Here is a 15970-nt window from a genome sequence, read left to right as displayed (position 1 = left end):
AAGGGGCCCATGTGGCGACAATCGCCGCATGACCCCTTCTTCTGTCGCGCCCGCGAACACCCATCCTTACGAGAGCCTCACGCCCGACGTGGTGCTCGACGCGCTCGCGACACTCGGCCTGCACGGCGACGGCCGCCTCACCGGCCTGAACTCCTATGAAAACCGGGTCTACCAGGTCTACCTGGAAGACCCGACCCCCCATCCTGCGGTGGTGCTCAAGTTCTACCGCCCCGGCCGCTGGAGCGAGGCCGAGATCCTCGAAGAGCACGCCTTCTCGCTCGAACTGGCCGCCGGCGAGGTGCCGGCCGTGCCGCCGCTGGCCTTCGACGGCAAGACGCTGCACCACCACGCCGGCTTTGCCTTCAGCGTGAGCCCCTACCGCGGCGGGCGCGCGCCCGAACTCGACAACTTCGAGGTGCTCGAATGGGTGGGCCGCTTCCTGGCGCGCATCCACACGGTGGGCAGCGCCAAGCCCTTCGAGGCCCGCCCCGCGCTCGACCTGCAGACCTTCGGCCTGGACTCGCGCGACTGGCTGCTCGAGAACGACAAGATCCCGCTCGACATGCAGCGCGACTGGGAAAAGATCTGCAACGAGGCGCTGGACATGGTCCGCGCCACCGCCCTGGCGCTGCAGCCGCCGGCCTCCGACTTCAAGCCCCGCAAGCTGCGCCTGCACGGCGACGTGCACCCCGGCAACATCCTGTGGACGCCCACCGACCGCCCCGGCGGCGGCCCGCACTTCGTCGACTTGGACGACGCGCGCACGGGCTTTGCCGTGCAAGACCTGTGGATGCTGTTGTCGGGCGACCGCGCGCAGCGCACGGCGCAGCTGTCGGGCCTGCTCGACGGCTACGAGCAGTTCCGCGAATTCGACCGCCGCGAGCTGGCGCTCATCGAGCCGCTGCGCACGCTGCGGCTCATCCACTACAGCGCCTGGCTGGCACGCCGCTGGGAAGACCCGATCTTCCCGATCAACTTCCCGTGGTTCGGCTCCAGCGACTACTGGAAGGGCCAGATCCTCGTGCTCGAAGACCAGTGCGAGCAGATGGCCGAAGAGCCCCTGTACGCGTGATCACTGAGCGGCGTTCGCGGCCAGGCTCTGCGCCACGCCTTCGAGCAGCCGCTCGACCAGCACATTGACCGGCCCGGCGCGCCACACGCCGTAAGCCTCCGACTGCGCCACCGCGCGGTCGAGCGGGCGGAACACCGCGCCGCGCAGCGCCGAGTGCCGCATCGCCTGCGGCACCAGCGCCACGCCCATGCCCTGCGACACCAGCGACACCACGGCCAGCCAGTGCCGCACCTCGTGGCGCACCTCGGGCAGAAAGCCCGCGTCGGCGCAGATCGACAGGATGCGCTCGTGGTAATCGGGTGAGGCCTCGCGCGAGAACAGCACGAAGGGCTGGTCGCGCAGGTCGGCCGGCGCCAGCACGCGCTTGCGCGCCAGCGCATGGCCCGCGGGCAGGCAGGCCACGAAGGGCTCCGACAGCAGCAGCCGGTGCTGCAGCTCGGCCGGCATGCGGCTGGTGTGGACAAAGCCCAGGTCGAGCCGGTCGTGCAGCAGCTCGGCGATCTGCACGCCCGAATTGAGTTCGCTCAGCGTGATGCGCACCGCCGGATGCCGCGCCTGGAACGCGCGCAGCGCGGGCGGCAGGCCGCGGTAGAGCATGGCGCCGACAAAACCGATGCGCAGCCGGCCCGCCGAGCCGGTGGCCACGTCGCGCGCCTCCATGGCGGCCTCTTCGGCCTGCAAGAGCACGCGCCGCGCCGACACGCGCAGCGCCTCGCCCGCGGGCGTGAGCCGCACCTCCTTGCTGTTGCGCTCGAACAGGCGCGCGCCCACCGAGTCTTCGAGCTGGCGGATCGCCACCGACAGCGGCGGCTGCGAAATGGCCAGCCGCCGCGCGGCGCGCCCGAAGTGCAGCTCTTCGGCGAGCACGGAGAAGTAGCGCAGGTGCCGCAGTTCCATGAATAGCTAAATCAAATCGTACAAGACCAAATCAATATTAGACACGGATCATTGCCAACTCAACAATGCGGCGAACCAGGAGACGCCCGCATGCCCACACCCGCTGCTTCCGCTGCCACAGCCGCCGCGCACCCGATCCCCGATCGCCACGGCCAGAACCTCTTCACCACCGACACCGAGCTGCACACGCTGCTCGCGCTGTACCTGCCCGAGGCCCTGCGCACGCACATGCGCCCGCACTTCGAGCGCCTGGGCGGCCTGGCGGGCGGCCTGCTGGACGACCTGGCCGGCACCGCCGACCGCAACCCGCCCACGCTGAAGCAGCGCACGCGCACCGGCATCGACGAGCAGAAGGTCATCAAGCACCCCGCCTACGTCGAGATGGAGCGCCTGGCGCTCAGCGAATTCGGCCTGGCCGCCATCTCGCACCGCGACGAGACGCTGGGCTGGCAAGGCAAGATGCCGCCGCTGGTCAAGTACGTGCTGACCTACCTGTTCGTGCAGGCCGAGTTCGGCCTGTGCTGCCCGGTCTCGATGACCGACTCGCTCACGCGCACGCTGAAGAAGTTCGGCACGCCCGAGCTGGTCGCCAAGTACCTGCCGCGCCTGACCTCGCTCGACTTCGACGAGCTGGCGCAGGGCGCGATGTTCATGACCGAGCAGGCCGCCGGCTCCGACATCGCCGCCACCGCCACGACCGCCCAGCGCCAGGCCGACGGCAGCTGGCGCCTGGCCGGCGACAAGTGGTTCTGCTCCAACCCCGACGCCGGCTTTGCGATGGTGCTGGCGCGCGCCGACGACGCGCCCGCGGGCATGAAGGGCGTGTCGCTGTTCCTGCTGCCGCGCGAGCTCGACGACGGCAGCCTCAACCACTACCGCATCATCCGGCTGAAGGACAAGCTGGGCACGCGCTCGATGGCCAGCGGCGAGATCCGCCTCGAAGGCGCGGTGGCCTACCTCGTGGGCGAGGAAGGCCGCGGCTTCCAGCAGATGGCCGACATGGTCAACAACTCGCGCCTGTCGAACGGCGTGCGTTCCGCCGGCCTGATGCGCCGCGCGGTGGCCGAGGCCGAGTACATCGCCTCCGAGCGCCGCGCCTTCGGCCGCGCGCTCGAGCAGATGCCGCTGATGCAGCGCCAGCTCGACAAGCTGCGCGTGCCGTCCGAGCAGGCCCGCACCATGGTCTGCCAGACCGCGCAGGCGCTCGCGCGCTCCGACGCCGGCGAGCCCGATGCGTATGCGCTGCTGCGCATCCTCACGCCGCTCATCAAGTTCCGCGCCTGCCGCGATGCGCGCCAGGTCACGGGCGACGCGATGGAAGTGCGCGGCGGCTGCGGCTACATCGAGGAGTGGAGCGATCCGCGCCTCGTGCGCGACGCGCACCTGGGCTCGATCTGGGAAGGCACCAGCAACATCGTGGCGCTGGACGTGATCCGCGCCGTGAAGCGCGAAGGCTCGCTGCCCGTGCTGCGCGCGCACGTCGAGAAGCTCATCGCCGACGCCACCGGACTCACGCCGGCCTTCGCCGCCGCGCTGCGCGACACCATGGCGCGCGCCTGCGCCCTGGCCGAGACCGCCGCGCGCGAAGGCGGCGACGTGCTCGCGCGCCAGGCCGCCTCGGCGCTGTACCACTGCACCAGCGCCGCCGCGATGGCCTGGGAGGCCTCGGCCGGCGGCTCCGCCGCGCGCCTGCGCTGGGCCCAGCTGGTGCTGCTGCACCGCGTGCTGCCGCGCGATCCGCTGGCGCCCGACGCACTGCCCGCCGACTGGCATGCCGCCCTCGTGCGCACGGCCGCCTGAGCCCCTTTTCGAGAACAACGGAGACAAGACCCCATGCGACAACGACTCAGCCTCCTCCTCGGCACCGCCTGCGCCGCGCTGCTGCTGGCAGCCACGCCCGCCGCGCAGGCCCAGCCCGGCGCCTTCCCGACCAAGCCCATGACGCTGGTCGTGCCCTTCCCGCCCGGCGGCCCGACCGACGCGATGGCGCGCACGCTGGCCGCCGAGCTGCGCGACAAGCTCGGCCAGCCCATGATCGTGGAGAACCGCGCGGGCGCGGGCGGCAACATCGGCGCCGACTACGTGGCGCGCGCCGAGGCCGACGGCCACACGCTGCTGTTCGGCACCTCGGGCCCGCTGGCCATCAACGTGAGCCTGTACCGCAAGATCAGCTACGACCCGACCAGGAGCTTCGCGCCCGTGATCCAGGTCGGCTACCTGCCGAACATCCTGGTGGTGAACCCGGCCCTGCCGGTGAAGAACGTGGCCGAGCTGGTCGCCTACGCCAAGGCCAACCCGGGCAAGCTCAGCTACGCCTCGTCGGGCAACGGCGCCTCGTCGCACCTGGCGGGCGTGCTGTTCAACTCGGTGGCCGGCACCGACCTGCTGCACGTGCCCTACAAGGGCACGGGCCCGGCCCTCAACGACCTGCTGGGCAACCAGGTCAGCATGACCTTCACCGACATCCTCACCGCGCTGCCCTACGTCAAGGCCGGCAAGCTGCGCGCGCTGGGCGTGGCCACCTCGGCGCGCTCGCAGGCGCTGCCCGAGGTGCCGACCATCACCGAGCAGCTGCACAAGCCCTACGACGTGAGCGTGTTCTTCGGCATCGTCGCGCCGGCCGGCACGCCGGCCGACCGCGTGACCAAACTCAACCACGCGTTCGCCGAGGTGCTCAACTCGCCGAAGGTCAAGCAGATGTTCGCCGCGCAGGGCCTGGAAGCCACGGCGGACACCTCGCCGCAGAAGCTCGCGCAGTTCATCGGCAGCGAAACGGCCAAGTGGAAAGACGTGGTGAAGAAGTCCGGCGCGCAGCTCGACTGACCGCCGCGACGCACAAGAAAAAACAAGGAGACAAGAAGATGAAGACGCACCTGCTGTCACGCCTGATCGCCGTGGCCGCGCTGTTCACCGCAGCCGGCGCCGCCACCGCAGAGACCTACCCGCAACGCCCCGTCACGCTGATCGTTCCGTACGCCGCGGGCGGCCCCACCGACCAGCACCTGCGCGCCGTGGCAGAAGAAGCCGGCAAGGCCCTCGGCCAGCCCGTGGTGCTCGACAACCGCCCCGGCGCGAGCGGCACCAACGGCGCCGCCGCGCTGGTGCGCGCCGCGCCCGACGGCTACACGCTGGCCGTGCTGCCGGCCTCGGTGTACCGCGAGCCCTTCATCAACAAGGTAGCCTTCGACCCCGCGCGCAGCTTCTCGTACGTGGTGATGCTGTCCGACTACACCTTCGGCCTCGCGGTGAAGGCCGACGCACCGTGGAAGACCTGGCAGGACTTCGCGGCCGACGCCGCGCGCCGCCCGGGCAAGCTCAACGTCGGCGCCACCGGTGCGGTGGGCACGCCGCGCATCGTGATGGACGAAGCCGCCGAGATGGCGAAGGTCCAGCTCAACATGGTGCCCTTCAAGGGCGACGCCGAAGTCACCAACGCCATCCTCGGCGGCCACATCGACGCCGCGCCGCTGTCGGGCGTGGCCGTGCCGCACATCGACGCCGGCAAGATGCGCTACCTCGTGATGCTCACGCCGCAGCGCGTCAAGCGCTACCCGCAGGTGCCCACGCTGCGCGAACAGGGCGTGGACGCGGTCATCGATTCGCCCTACGGCATCGCCGGCCCCGCCGGCATGGACCCGGCCCGCGTGAAGACCGTGCACGACGCCTTCCGCAAGGCGCTGGCGTCGCCCGCCGGCCTGCGCGTGCTGGAGCAGCTGAACCAGCAGGCCAACGCGATGGACCCCGAGCAGTACCGCCGCTACGCGCTGGCCACGACCGCGCGTGAGAAGGAGCGCGTGGCGCGCCTGCGCCAGCGCGGCCTGCTCGACTGACCACGGAGTGCGCCGCATGCAGGACCCCGCTTTCATCGACGAGCCCGCCGGCGTGCTGTTCGGCCTGCCCATGCCGATGGCACGCGCCTTCGCGCTGCGCGGCGAAGCCATCGGCGACGAACGTGCGCGCGTGCGCATGCCCTACAGCGCCGACCACACCAACAGCCGCGGCGACGTGCACGGCGGCGCGATCGCCGTGCTGTTCGACTGCGCGCTCTCCAGCGCCGTGCGTTCGCACGCGCCCACGGCCTTCGGCGTGGTCACCGTCGACATCACGGTGCACTACACCGCACCCTGCGCCGGCGACGTGATCGCCACCGCCGTGTGCGAGCGGCGCGGGCGCGCGATGTGCTTCGCGCGCGGCGAGGCGCGCAACGCCGACGGCGAGCTGCTCGCGCTGGCCACCGGCACCTTCAAGCTGGTGCCGCGCACCGCTTCTCCTTCTTCCGAGTCCACCCCATGACCACCGCCCCTTCTTCGACCGGCGCCCTCGCGGGCATCCGCGTGCTCGACATCTCGCGCATCCTCGGCGGCCCGTACTGCGGCCAGATCCTCGGCGACCACGGCGCCGACGTGCTCAAGGTCGAGCCGCCGCAGGGCGACGACACGCGCACCTGGGGCCCGCCCTTCAAGGAGGGCGTGGCCTCGTACTACCACGGGCTGAACCGCAACAAGCGCGTGCAGCACCTGGATTTCTCGACCGAGGAAGGCCGCGAGGCGCTGCTGGCGCTCGTGGCCGAGGCCGACGTGCTGATCGAGAACTTCAAGACCGGCACGATGGAGCGCTGGGGCATCGGCTACGAGACGCTGTCGCAGCGCTTTCCGCGCCTGGTGTGGTGCCGCGTGTCGGGCTTCGGCGCGGACGGCCCGCTGGGTGCGCTGCCGGGCTACGACGCCGCCGTGCAGGCCATGACCGGCATCATGAGCATCAACGGCGAGGCCGACGGCGGCCCGCTGCGCGTGGGCCTGCCGGTGGTCGACATGGTGACCGGGCTCAACGCGGTGATCGGCGTGCTGCTCGCGCTGCAGGAGCGCAACCGCAGCGGACGCGGCCAGTTCGTCGAAGCGGCGCTGTACGACAGCGGCCTGTCGCTGCTGCACCCGCACGCGGCCAACTGGTTCATGGACGGCACGGCGCCGCGCCGCACCGGCAACGCGCACCCCAACATCTACCCCTACGACGCGCTGGCCACGGGCACCGACCCGATCTTCGTGGCCGTGGGCAACGACCGCCAGTTCGCGAGCTTCTGCCGCTGCATCGGCCTGCCCGCGCTGGCCGACGACCCGCTGTACCGCACCGCCGGCGCGCGCTCGGTGAACCGCGACGGCCTCAAGCAGCAGCTCGAAGCCGCGCTCGCCGCCTTCGACGGCCGCACGCTGGTCGACCAGCTGATGGCCGCCGGCGTGCCCGCCGCGCCCGTGCTGCCGGTGGCGGCCGCGCTGCAGCACCCGCACACGCTGCACCGCGAGATGGTGGTGGAGATGGAAGGCGGCTACCGCGGCATCGGCGCGCCCGTGAAGCTCAGCCGCACGCCGGCCAGCTACCGCCATGCGCCGCTGACGCCGGGCGACGCGTTCCTGCCGAGCGACGACAGCGCAGCGCGCTGACCTGTTCAATCCAGCGAGAGCTTGAGCGCGCGGATCAGCGGATGCCAGCGCGCCGACTCGCGCGCCAGCAGCGTTTCAAACTCGGCCGGCGTGCCGCCCACCGGTTCGACGCCGGCCTCGGCGAGGCGGCGCTGCACCACCGGGTTGTGCAGGGCACTGGCCACCGCGCGCTGCAGCCGCGCCACCACCTCGGGCGGCGTGCCCGCCGGCGCCACGAGGCCGTGGAAGATCGCGGCCTCGACCTTCGGCAGGCCCAGTTCCGCGAAGGTCGGCACGCCCGGCCATTGCGCCAGGCGCGCGGGGTTCGCCACCGCGAGCACGCGCAGCCGGCCGCCCTGGATGAAGCGGCGCGCCGTGGCGAGTTCGCCCATCGCGAACGGCAACTGGCCGCCCGCCACCTCGACCAGCGCCGGCCCGGCGCTGCGGTACGGCACATGCACCATCTCCAGCCCCGCTTCGCGCGCCAGCAGTTCCATCGCGAGGTGCTGCGGGCTGCCGTTGCCGGCCGAGGCGAAACTGAAGCGGCCCGGAAAGGCGCGCGCGTCCTCGATGAAGGCACGCGCATCGCGCACGCCGCTGGCCGGACCGACCAGCAGCACCATCGGCAGCCGCACCAGCTGCGTGACCGGCGTGAAATCGCGCGACGGGCTGTAGCTCAGGCTGCGGTACAGCGCCGGGTTGAACACCCACATGCCGTTGTCGGCCGACAGCACGGTGTGGCCGTCGGCCGGCGCGCGCGCGGCCTCGAGGGCGGCGAGCGCGGTGTTGCCGCCGGGGCGGTTCTCGATCTGCACCGGCTGGCCCGTGTCGATGGTGAGCTGGGCACCGATGGCGCGCGCGACGACGTCGGCGATCGCGCCCGTCGGGAAGGGCACGATCCAGCGGATCGGCCGCGCGGTGTCGTCGGAGGGCTGCGCCCAGGCCGTGCCGGCCACCAGACCCAGCAGCGCGGCCAGCCGCCGTCGCCTCAGGTCGGGCAGGCGGCGCTGCTTCACGGGGCGGCCCGGCTGGTCTTCAGGCCCTGCCCCGCGGCCCAGGTCGACACGTCCTCGCGCTTGATGGCGGCAGCCATGAGGCCCGGGAACGCATCGGGCGTGCAGGCGAATGAGGGCACGCCCAGCGCCGCGAGCTTGGCGGCCAGGTCGCGGTCGTACGAAGGCGCGCCCTCGTCGCTGAGCGCCAGTAGCGCGATGAACTGCACGCCGGCCTCCACCAGCTGGTGGGCGCGGCGCAGCAGGCCGTCTTCCACGCCGCCTTCGTACAGGTCGGAGATGAGGATCAGGATGGTGTTGCGCGGCTCGCGCACCAGCGTCTGGCAGTAGCCCACGGCGCCGTTGATGTCGGTGCCGCCGCCCAGCTGCACGCCGAACAGCAGGTCGACCGGGTCCTGCAGCTGCTCGGTCATGTCGACCACGGCGGTGTCGAACACCACCAGCTTGGTCGACACCGCCGGCAGGCTCGCCATCACCGCGCCGAAGATGCTCGAATAGACCACCGACGCGGCCATGGAACCGCTCTGGTCGATGCACAGGATCACTTCGCGCTGCGGCTGGCGCGCCTTGCGGCCGTAGCCCACCAGCGTCTGCGGCACCACGGTGCGGTACTCGGGCTGCCAGTGGCGCAGGTTGGCGCGGATGGTGCGGTGCCAGTCGATCTCCGAATGGCGCGGGCGGCGGTTGCGCTGGCTGCGGTTGAGCGCGCCGCTCACGGCGCTGCGCATCGGCTCCTCGAGCTTCTTCATGAGCTCGTCGACCACCTTGCGCACCACGGCGCGCGCCGTGTCCTTGGTGCCGGCCGGGATCACGCTCGCCAGCGCCACGAGGTTGGCGACCAGGTGCACGTCGGGCTGCGCGTTCTCGAGCATCTCGGGCTGCAGCAGCATCTGGCGCAGGTTCAGGCGCTCCATCGCGTCGCGCTGCATCACCTGCACCACCTGGCTCGGGAAGTACTTGCGGATGTCACCGAGCCAGCGCGCCACGCTGGGCGCCGAATCGCCCCGGCCGCCGCGCTGCCCGCCCTGGCCCAGGCCGCGCCGGCCGTCGGCTTCGTAGAGCGCGGCCAGCGCCTGGTCGATCTCGCGCACGCGGCCTTCGATGGCGCCGCAGCTGGCGTTGGCTTCGCTGCCGAGCACGAGGCGCCAGCGTTGCAGGCGGTCGGTGGGCGGCAGGGTTTCTTCTTCGTCGATGGGTGTTGGATTCGCGCTCATGCCTTCACTCCCAGCAGTTCCCGCAGCAGCGGCAGCGCGAGCACCGCGCGTGATTCGTCCCAGTCGGTGGCGGCCACCGCTGTTGGCAAGGTGCCGCCGACGGCGCCGCGCTTGGCGCGTTCGCCGAGTGCGCGCCGGTCGGCGCCCGAGAAGTCCGCGAAGCTGCGCCGCACCAGCGGAAGCACCTGCACGAAGTGTTCTTCGCCGAGCCCCGCGAGCCAGCCGTCGACCAGCGACCACACGGCATCGTCGTGCAGCAGCACCATCGCGTTGCGATTGAGAAAGCCTTCGAGCCAGGCCGCCGCATCGGTCGGCGGTGCGCCGGCCGAGAGGTTGCGCGCGAGTTGCTGCGAAGCGCCGTCGCTGTCGATCTGCGCATCGTCGAGCAGCAAGCGGCAGCTCACGCCGCGCAGCAGCGGCGCGCCGGTTTCGCCGAAGGCGATGGCACGCAGCGCGTTGCGCCAGGCGGCGGTGGTTTCTTCGCCGTCGCGCAGGCGCACCGCGTCGTGCGCCCCGATGAGGCGGGTGCGCAGCGACTCGGCGGCTTCGGCGTCGAGCGCGCCGCAGGCGATCGGCAGGCCGATGGCGCCGCGCACGATGAGGCTGTCGAGCACGTGCGAGAGCAGCGCGCTGTCGGTCTGGCGCACGCTGCCGTAGCGGAACACGTTGGCCAGCGGCGGCACGGCGCCGATGAGCTGCACGGCGTCGCCGGTGAGCGCGGCGCGGTCTTCGAGCGCGCGGGTCACGGCCTGCACGGCCACGGGCAGGTCGGCCAGCAGCACGGTGTCGACCTGCTCGGCCAGTGCGGTGAGCGAGGTCTCGGCCGCGAGCCCTTCCATCACGCGCGCGCCGGCGGCATGCGCCACGGTGGCGCCGAAGCGGCTGGCCTCGATGACGCGCAGCGCGAACTCGGGCTGCCACTGCAGCTGCCACACCTCGTGAAAGGTGCCGCGGCTCGCGCGCTGGCCGGCGGTGACCTCGCCCCACGGCAGGTCGAGCAGGCGCAGGCGGTGCAGCAGGTGGCTGCGCGCCAGGTCGTTGGGCTGGCGCAGGTCGAGGTCGAGCGTCTTCGCGGTGGCCTCGGGCTTCAGACGCAGGCTCTTCTGCGCCTGTTCGAGGTCGCGCTGCAGCGGCACGGTGGGCACGTCGGCCGGCACCTGGCCCATGCGGTCGCCGACCGTGAGGCGTTCGCGGATGAGCGTGAGCGGCGCCTGCTCGCCCATGCAGATCACGCTGCGCACGGCCTCGTCGAGCTCGGGCAGGCCGGGCGCGGGGCGCTCGCGCAGCGCGGCCAGCGTGTCGGCCAGGCGCGTGGCTTCGATGAGGTGGGCGGAAGAACAGTCGAGGTCGTGCTCGCGCAGCAGGCGCGCGACGCGTGCGAGCCAGCCGGTGCTGCGCCCCGCCACCTCGTGCCCCTGCTGCCACAGGTGCTCGTACCAGCCCGGCGAATCGATGCCCGCGCCATAGCCGCTCGCGCTCGTGAGGTGCCGGTAGGTCCACGGCACCCAGGTCGCGAGCACCTTGAGCTTGGGCAGGCCCTTGAGCAGCGCCGCATCGGCCTTGGCGGTGGCCGCGCCCTGCAGCGCGGGCACGTGCCACGCACCACAGACGACGGCGATGCGCTGGTGGCCGGCCTTCACGGCCTCGCGGATCGATTGCCGCATGAAGGCTTCGCGCCGCTGCTCGCGTTCCATCGCGCGCACGCCGCGCCGGTCTTCGGGCGTTTCGGCGCGCACGGCCGTCATGGCTTCGGCGATGGCGCCGAACAGGTCTTCGCCGTCGCCGCGTTCCTCGACCATGTGGTTCCACCAGCTCTCGCCGTCGGCATAGCCGGCGGCATGGGCGAGCCAGTCGAAGGGGTCGTCGGGCAGCGTGTTGGCGGCCTGTTCTTCCTCGGGCGCATCGACCGTTTCGGCGACGGGCACCGTGTCGGTCTCGTCATCGCCGAGCGGTGTTTCCTCGGGCTCTTGCGCCTTGGCTTCGTCGGCCGCGCGCGCGGCCTGTTCGATCGCCATGCGGTGCGCCTGCGGCAGGTCGATGAAGCGCATGGGCACGCCGCGCGCGGCGCCCCATTGCAGCGCCTGCCACTCGGGCGAGAAGGTGGCGAAGGGATAGAACGCGGCCAGGCCGGTGTCCTCGCTCGCGTGGATCAGCACCGCCACCGGCGGTTGCAGGTCGGCATGCGCCAGGAAGGACAGCAGCGGCTCGGCCTCGGGCGGGCCCTCGACGAGGATGCAGTCGGGCTGCAGCGACTCGAAGGCGCGCAACAGGCTGCGCGCACAGCCGGGGCCGTGGTGGCGGATGCCGAAGTAGTGCAGCGGCGAAGGCGCCGCGCTCGTGCTCATGCGCTGGCTCGCGTCAGAGTTGTTCTCGGCAGGCGCGGTACAGGTCCTTCCAGTCGGCCCGCTCCTTCACCACGGTCTCCAGGTATTCCTTCCACACCACCTGGTCCTGCACCGGGTCCTTGATGACCGCGCCGATCAGGCCCGAGGCCACGTCGGCCGAGCGCAGCACGCCGTCGCCGAAGTGACCGGCCAGCGCCATGCCGCTGTTGATGACCGAGATGGCCTCGGCGGTCGAGAGCGTGGAGGTGGGCGACTTGATGCGCGTCTTGCCGTCTTCGGTCTGGCCGTTGCGCAGCTCGCGGAAGATCTGCACCACGCGGCGCACTTCCTGCAGCGCGGGCGGCTCGGCCGGCAGCGCGAGCGCGCGGCCCAGTTCGCCGACGCGCTTGACGACGATCTGCACTTCCTCGGCCTCGCTCGACGGCACGGGCAGCACCACGGTGTTGAAGCGGCGCTTGAGCGCGCTCGACAGTTCGTTCACGCCCTTGTCGCGGTTGTTGGCGGTGGCAATCACCGAGAAGCCGCGCGTGGCCTGCACCTCGGTACCGAGCTCGGGCACGGGCAGGGTCTTTTCCGACAGCACGGTGATCAGCGAATCCTGCACGTCGGCCGGGATGCGCGTGAGTTCTTCGACGCGCGCGATCTTGCCCAGGCGCATGGCGTGCACCAGCGGGCTCGGCACCAGCGCCTTTTCCGACGGGCCATGGGCCAGCAGCTCGGCGTAGTTCCAGCCGTAGCGCAGCTGCTCTTCGCTGGTGCCGGCCGTGCCCTGGATCAGCATCGTCGAGTCGCCACTCACGGCGGCCGCCAGGTGCTCCGACACCCACGACTTGGCCGTGCCCGGCACGCCGTACAGCAGCAGCGCGCGGTCGGTGGCGAGCGTGGACACGGCGATTTCCATCAGGCGCGAATTGCCAATGTACTTGGGGCTGACCTCGAAGCCGTTGGCCAGCTTGCCGCCCATCAGGTAGGTGAGCACGGCCCAGGGCGAGAGCTTCCAGTTGGCCGGGCGCTGGCGGTCGTCGACCTTCTGGAGCGCATCGAGTTCTTCGGCGAATTGCTGTTCGGCATGCTGGCGCAGGACATTGCTCATGGACGGCCTTGGGAAGAGGTTGAAAGTGAGGAAGAGGAAGAAGACAAGGGAAGGGTCGCGACCAGCCGGCGCGCACGCACGATGCGCGCGGTGTCGGCCAGTGCGTTGGCGAGGCCGGGGCTTTCCTCGGCCGCGCGCGGCAGGTCGGCCAGCAGCGCCAGTGCATCGAGGTGCAGCAGCGCGGCGGCGGTGCCGAGCACCTGGCGCAGCACGTAGTCGTTGATGAGGTCGCCGCGCTCGACGCGCATGCGCAGCGCCTGGGCGATGCGCAGCGACAGCGCGGCCGACGGCGTGTCGCCGGGTGCGCAGGCCTGGTCGGCAAACGCGACGACGTCCTGCACGCCCTGCCCGGCATCGCCGAGCTGCGTTGCCCAGTGGCGCTCGCGGCGCTCGCGCGGCAGCAGCGCCAGCAGCGGGCCCACGCCGCCGCGGTGGGCGCGCGGGCGGTCGAGCAACGCGTCGCACCAGTCGAAATCCGGCGCGGCCAGCACGGCCTCGTTCCAGCCGCGCAGCAGCGCGTCGTGCCAGTCGCCCTTGGCGGCCCAGTCGAGCAGTGCAGCGGGCGTCAGGCCGGTGCGTGCGGTCCACCAGGCGAGCGGCATCTGGCGCACGAGCTGGTAGAGCCACCAGGCACGCTCGCCGAGGCTGTCGTGCGTGGGGCGCGCGGCGTCGATGGCGTCGTCCTTCCAGCGCGGGTCGGCGGCTTCGGGGGCGTTCAGTTGCCACGTCGCGCCTTGCGACGACAGCAGCGGTGCGAGGAAGGCTTCGACGCGCCGCACATGCGCGCTGGCCGGCAGGCGCTGCAGCAGCTCGACCACGGTCTGGCGCACGTCGCGCGCGCGGTCTTTCAGCTGGGCTTCGAGCAGCGCTTCGTCGTCGGGGCCGAGGTTCTCGGCCAGTGCGCCGAGCAATACGGCGCGCTCCTTGGCGGGCAGTTGCGGCAGTTCGGCGGCGAGGCGTTCGCGCGCACCGGCCGAGTCGTCGCGGCGTTGCTCGGCCAGCACGGCGCGGCGCTGGTCGATGCTGCCTTCGTCCCAGCGGGTCTGCGTGTCGGCCTGCGCGCTGGCGCCGACGGCGTAGCGCCAGTCGTCGTTGCGCGCGGCCAGCCAGCGCCCACGCTCACCGAGCGCGAGGACGACGGCGGGACGCAGTGCGGTGTCGCGGCGGCCGGCATCGAGCGCGGCGGGCAGCAGGCTCGGTGGCAGGCGCCAGCCGGCGGTGGCGAGCACGGCCAGCACTTCGTGCTGCAGGCGCTGCGGACCACTGGCGAGTGCGTCGGCGATCACGGCGAGCAAGGCGGGGTCGCCGAGCGCGGGGCAGGTGTCGTTGGCGGCGGGCGGTGCGTCGTCGGCGGGAAGGCCCGGTGCGACGAAGCCCGCGCGGCGGCCCACGGCCACGGCGCCCGCGACGCGCAGCAGCACGCCCTGCGCGCTGTCGGTGGGTTGTTGCAGTGCTTGAAGCAGCTCGCCGAAATCGCCGGCCATGCCGTCGGCGGCCGGCACGGGTTGGCGTGCAGTGCCGACGAGGGCGGTCTGCAGCAAGGTGTTCCAGTGGCTCATGCGCGCGCTCCGCTCAAGGTCCAGACGGGTGTTCCACCCTCAGCCGCCCACGCCGTGAGTGGCGCGAACTGCTCGCCGTCCCATTCGCCGAACACGCGCAGCGGCGCACCGCCCGAATGCGCCAGCAGCTGCCAGGCTTCGGCCGCGGCCAGCTGCATCGGCAGGGCCTGCGACGCGGCGCCCAGGCGCAACCACCACTGATCGCCGTGCCGTGCGGGCACGGCATCGGCCCACACCAGGGGCAGCAGCGGCTGCCACGGGTTGGCCGCGATCTGCTGTGCCATGCGTTGCCATTCACCGGCTTCGTCAGAGGCGGCGACAGGCGGAGCGGTCGACGCAACCTCGGCCGGCAACTCGGCCACCACCGCGCGCTGCGAGGCATGGCCGGGATAGAAGCACAGCACGGCCGCGCGTTCGCTGCCGCTGACCCAGCCGGTCTCGAAGCCGCGTCCGCCGTGCGAGTAGTCGAGCAGCAGCGCGCGGCGTCCGCTCGCGCGGCCCTGCAGCCACACATGGCGTTCGACCAGCTTGGTGTCGCGCTCGTCCAGGCACTGGCCCAGCACGAGCCAGTGGTCGCTCACGCGTTCGCCGTCGGCCAGCAGCGCCTCGCGGTCCTGCGGCCAGCCGAGGGCGGCGCGCAGGTCGGCGCGCGTGGCGGGCGAGAGGCTGTCGCGGCGCGGCACCGCATCGACGATCAGTTGCAGCCGGCCCAGCCGGTCGAGCAGCCGCGCGGGCCAGCCCTCGCCGGCGCCGATCAGCTCGGCCGCCTGCGTGATGCGCTGGCCGAGCCCCGGCGCCTGCGCATCGACCATGCGCGCGGCCATGGCGGCCCAGCCTTCGGCCTGCTCGCTGCCGAGCGCGGCCAGGCCGCGCTGGGTCTGGTCGTCGAGCCAGCGCGCGAGCTCCTGCACGCCGGCCTCGATGCGCTTCCAGCGCTGCGCGTCGCGCTTGGCGGCCGCGGCGGGATCGGGTGCGGCGGCCGGTTCGGCGGCGCGGGCTTCTTTCTTCTCGGCCTTCTCGCGGCGCGAGGCGAGCCAGTCGGCCACCCACGGCGGCGGCGCGGCGGCGGTGAAGCTGGCTTCGCTCTGCGCGCGCAGCAGCATCAGCGCCAGGCCGTGCTTGCAGGGGAACTTGCGGCTCGGGCAGGAGCAGCGGAACACGGGCCCAGACAGGTCGACCTGCGTCTGGTACGGCTTGCTGCCGCTGCCCTGGCATTCACCCCAGACAGCGTCGTCGGAATGCGCGAGCGTGGGCCACTTGGCGGGCGCGAGCAGGCCTTTGGCGGCCTTCGCGGAGGCGTCGTCCGGCGCAAGCGCGAGGACGGCTTCGGTACTGAGACTCATGGAAAGGGCAGCCTCGC

The 15970-nt window shown here is 72.1% G+C and carries 13 protein-coding genes; 6 read left to right on the top strand and 7 right to left on the bottom strand.

The window, feature by feature from the left end:
* Positions 1–28 precede the first annotated feature (28 nt).
* A complete protein-coding gene (locus tag AC1RAA_RS21610; protein ID WP_354347781.1) occupies positions 29–1072 on the top strand; it encodes a serine/threonine protein kinase in 1044 nt (347 codons plus the stop codon).
* On the opposite strand, the gene AC1RAA_RS21605 is transcribed toward AC1RAA_RS21610, so the two are convergent.
* Positions 1073–1969, bottom strand: coding sequence for a LysR family transcriptional regulator (locus AC1RAA_RS21605; RefSeq protein WP_492730544.1), 897 nt, complete (start codon positions 1967–1969; stop codon positions 1073–1075).
* A 90-nt stretch (positions 1970–2059) separates the two neighbouring features.
* On the opposite strand from AC1RAA_RS21605, the gene AC1RAA_RS21600 reads away from it, so the two are divergent.
* The 5 genes from AC1RAA_RS21600 to AC1RAA_RS21580 are packed head-to-tail and all read left to right on the top strand — an operon-like array spanning position 2060 to position 7407.
* Positions 2060–3769 (top strand): acyl-CoA dehydrogenase family protein, encoded by a 1710-nt coding sequence (locus tag AC1RAA_RS21600; protein ID WP_492730542.1) that lies wholly within the window; start codon positions 2060–2062, stop codon positions 3767–3769.
* A gap of 33 nt (positions 3770–3802) precedes the next feature.
* Entirely contained in the window at positions 3803–4792 is a 990-nt protein-coding gene (locus AC1RAA_RS21595; RefSeq protein WP_139700464.1) for a Bug family tripartite tricarboxylate transporter substrate binding protein, read from the top strand.
* Positions 4793–4830: 38 nt separating this feature from the next.
* The gene (locus AC1RAA_RS21590; protein ID WP_492730539.1) at positions 4831–5799 is read left to right on the top strand and encodes a tripartite tricarboxylate transporter substrate binding protein; all 969 of its coding nucleotides are present in this window, start codon (positions 4831–4833) and stop codon (positions 5797–5799) included.
* Between the two features lie 16 nt (positions 5800–5815).
* Positions 5816–6262, top strand: coding sequence for a PaaI family thioesterase (locus tag AC1RAA_RS21585; protein ID WP_095950284.1), 447 nt, complete (start codon positions 5816–5818; stop codon positions 6260–6262).
* Positions 6259–7407, top strand: coding sequence for a CaiB/BaiF CoA transferase family protein (locus AC1RAA_RS21580; protein WP_492730537.1), 1149 nt, complete (start codon positions 6259–6261; stop codon positions 7405–7407). The genes AC1RAA_RS21585 and AC1RAA_RS21580 overlap by 4 nt, the downstream gene beginning before the upstream one ends.
* 5 nt (positions 7408–7412) lie before the next feature.
* Here AC1RAA_RS21580 and AC1RAA_RS21575 read toward each other — a convergent pair whose 3' ends face one another.
* The 6 genes from AC1RAA_RS21575 to AC1RAA_RS21550 are packed head-to-tail and all read right to left on the bottom strand — an operon-like array spanning position 7413 to position 15953.
* A complete protein-coding gene (locus AC1RAA_RS21575) occupies positions 7413–8402 on the bottom strand; it encodes a Bug family tripartite tricarboxylate transporter substrate binding protein (protein WP_492730535.1) in 990 nt (329 codons plus the stop codon).
* Positions 8399–9613, bottom strand: coding sequence for a VWA domain-containing protein (locus AC1RAA_RS21570; protein ID WP_062482648.1), 1215 nt, complete (start codon positions 9611–9613; stop codon positions 8399–8401). Before AC1RAA_RS21570 ends, AC1RAA_RS21575 begins: the two co-directional genes overlap by 4 nt.
* Entirely contained in the window at positions 9610–11958 is a 2349-nt protein-coding gene (locus tag AC1RAA_RS21565) for a DUF5682 family protein (protein WP_492730533.1), read from the bottom strand. The genes AC1RAA_RS21570 and AC1RAA_RS21565 overlap by 4 nt, the downstream gene beginning before the upstream one ends.
* A 13-nt stretch (positions 11959–11971) precedes the next feature.
* A complete protein-coding gene (locus AC1RAA_RS21560; RefSeq protein WP_492730531.1) occupies positions 11972–13051 on the bottom strand; it encodes an AAA family ATPase in 1080 nt (359 codons plus the stop codon).
* Entirely contained in the window at positions 13048–14610 is a 1563-nt protein-coding gene (locus AC1RAA_RS21555; protein ID WP_492730529.1) for a DUF5691 domain-containing protein, read from the bottom strand. Before AC1RAA_RS21555 ends, AC1RAA_RS21560 begins: the two co-directional genes overlap by 4 nt.
* Positions 14607–15953 (bottom strand): SWIM zinc finger family protein, encoded by a 1347-nt coding sequence (locus tag AC1RAA_RS21550; RefSeq protein WP_492730528.1) that lies wholly within the window; start codon positions 15951–15953, stop codon positions 14607–14609. Before AC1RAA_RS21550 ends, AC1RAA_RS21555 begins: the two co-directional genes overlap by 4 nt.
* Positions 15954–15970: the final 17 nt, after the last annotated feature.

The organism is Variovorax sp. GW823-FHT04F07 (assembly GCF_058795995.1).
Note: the sequence above shows the minus strand (reverse complement) of the source record. Positions and strands in the feature narration are given on the sequence as shown.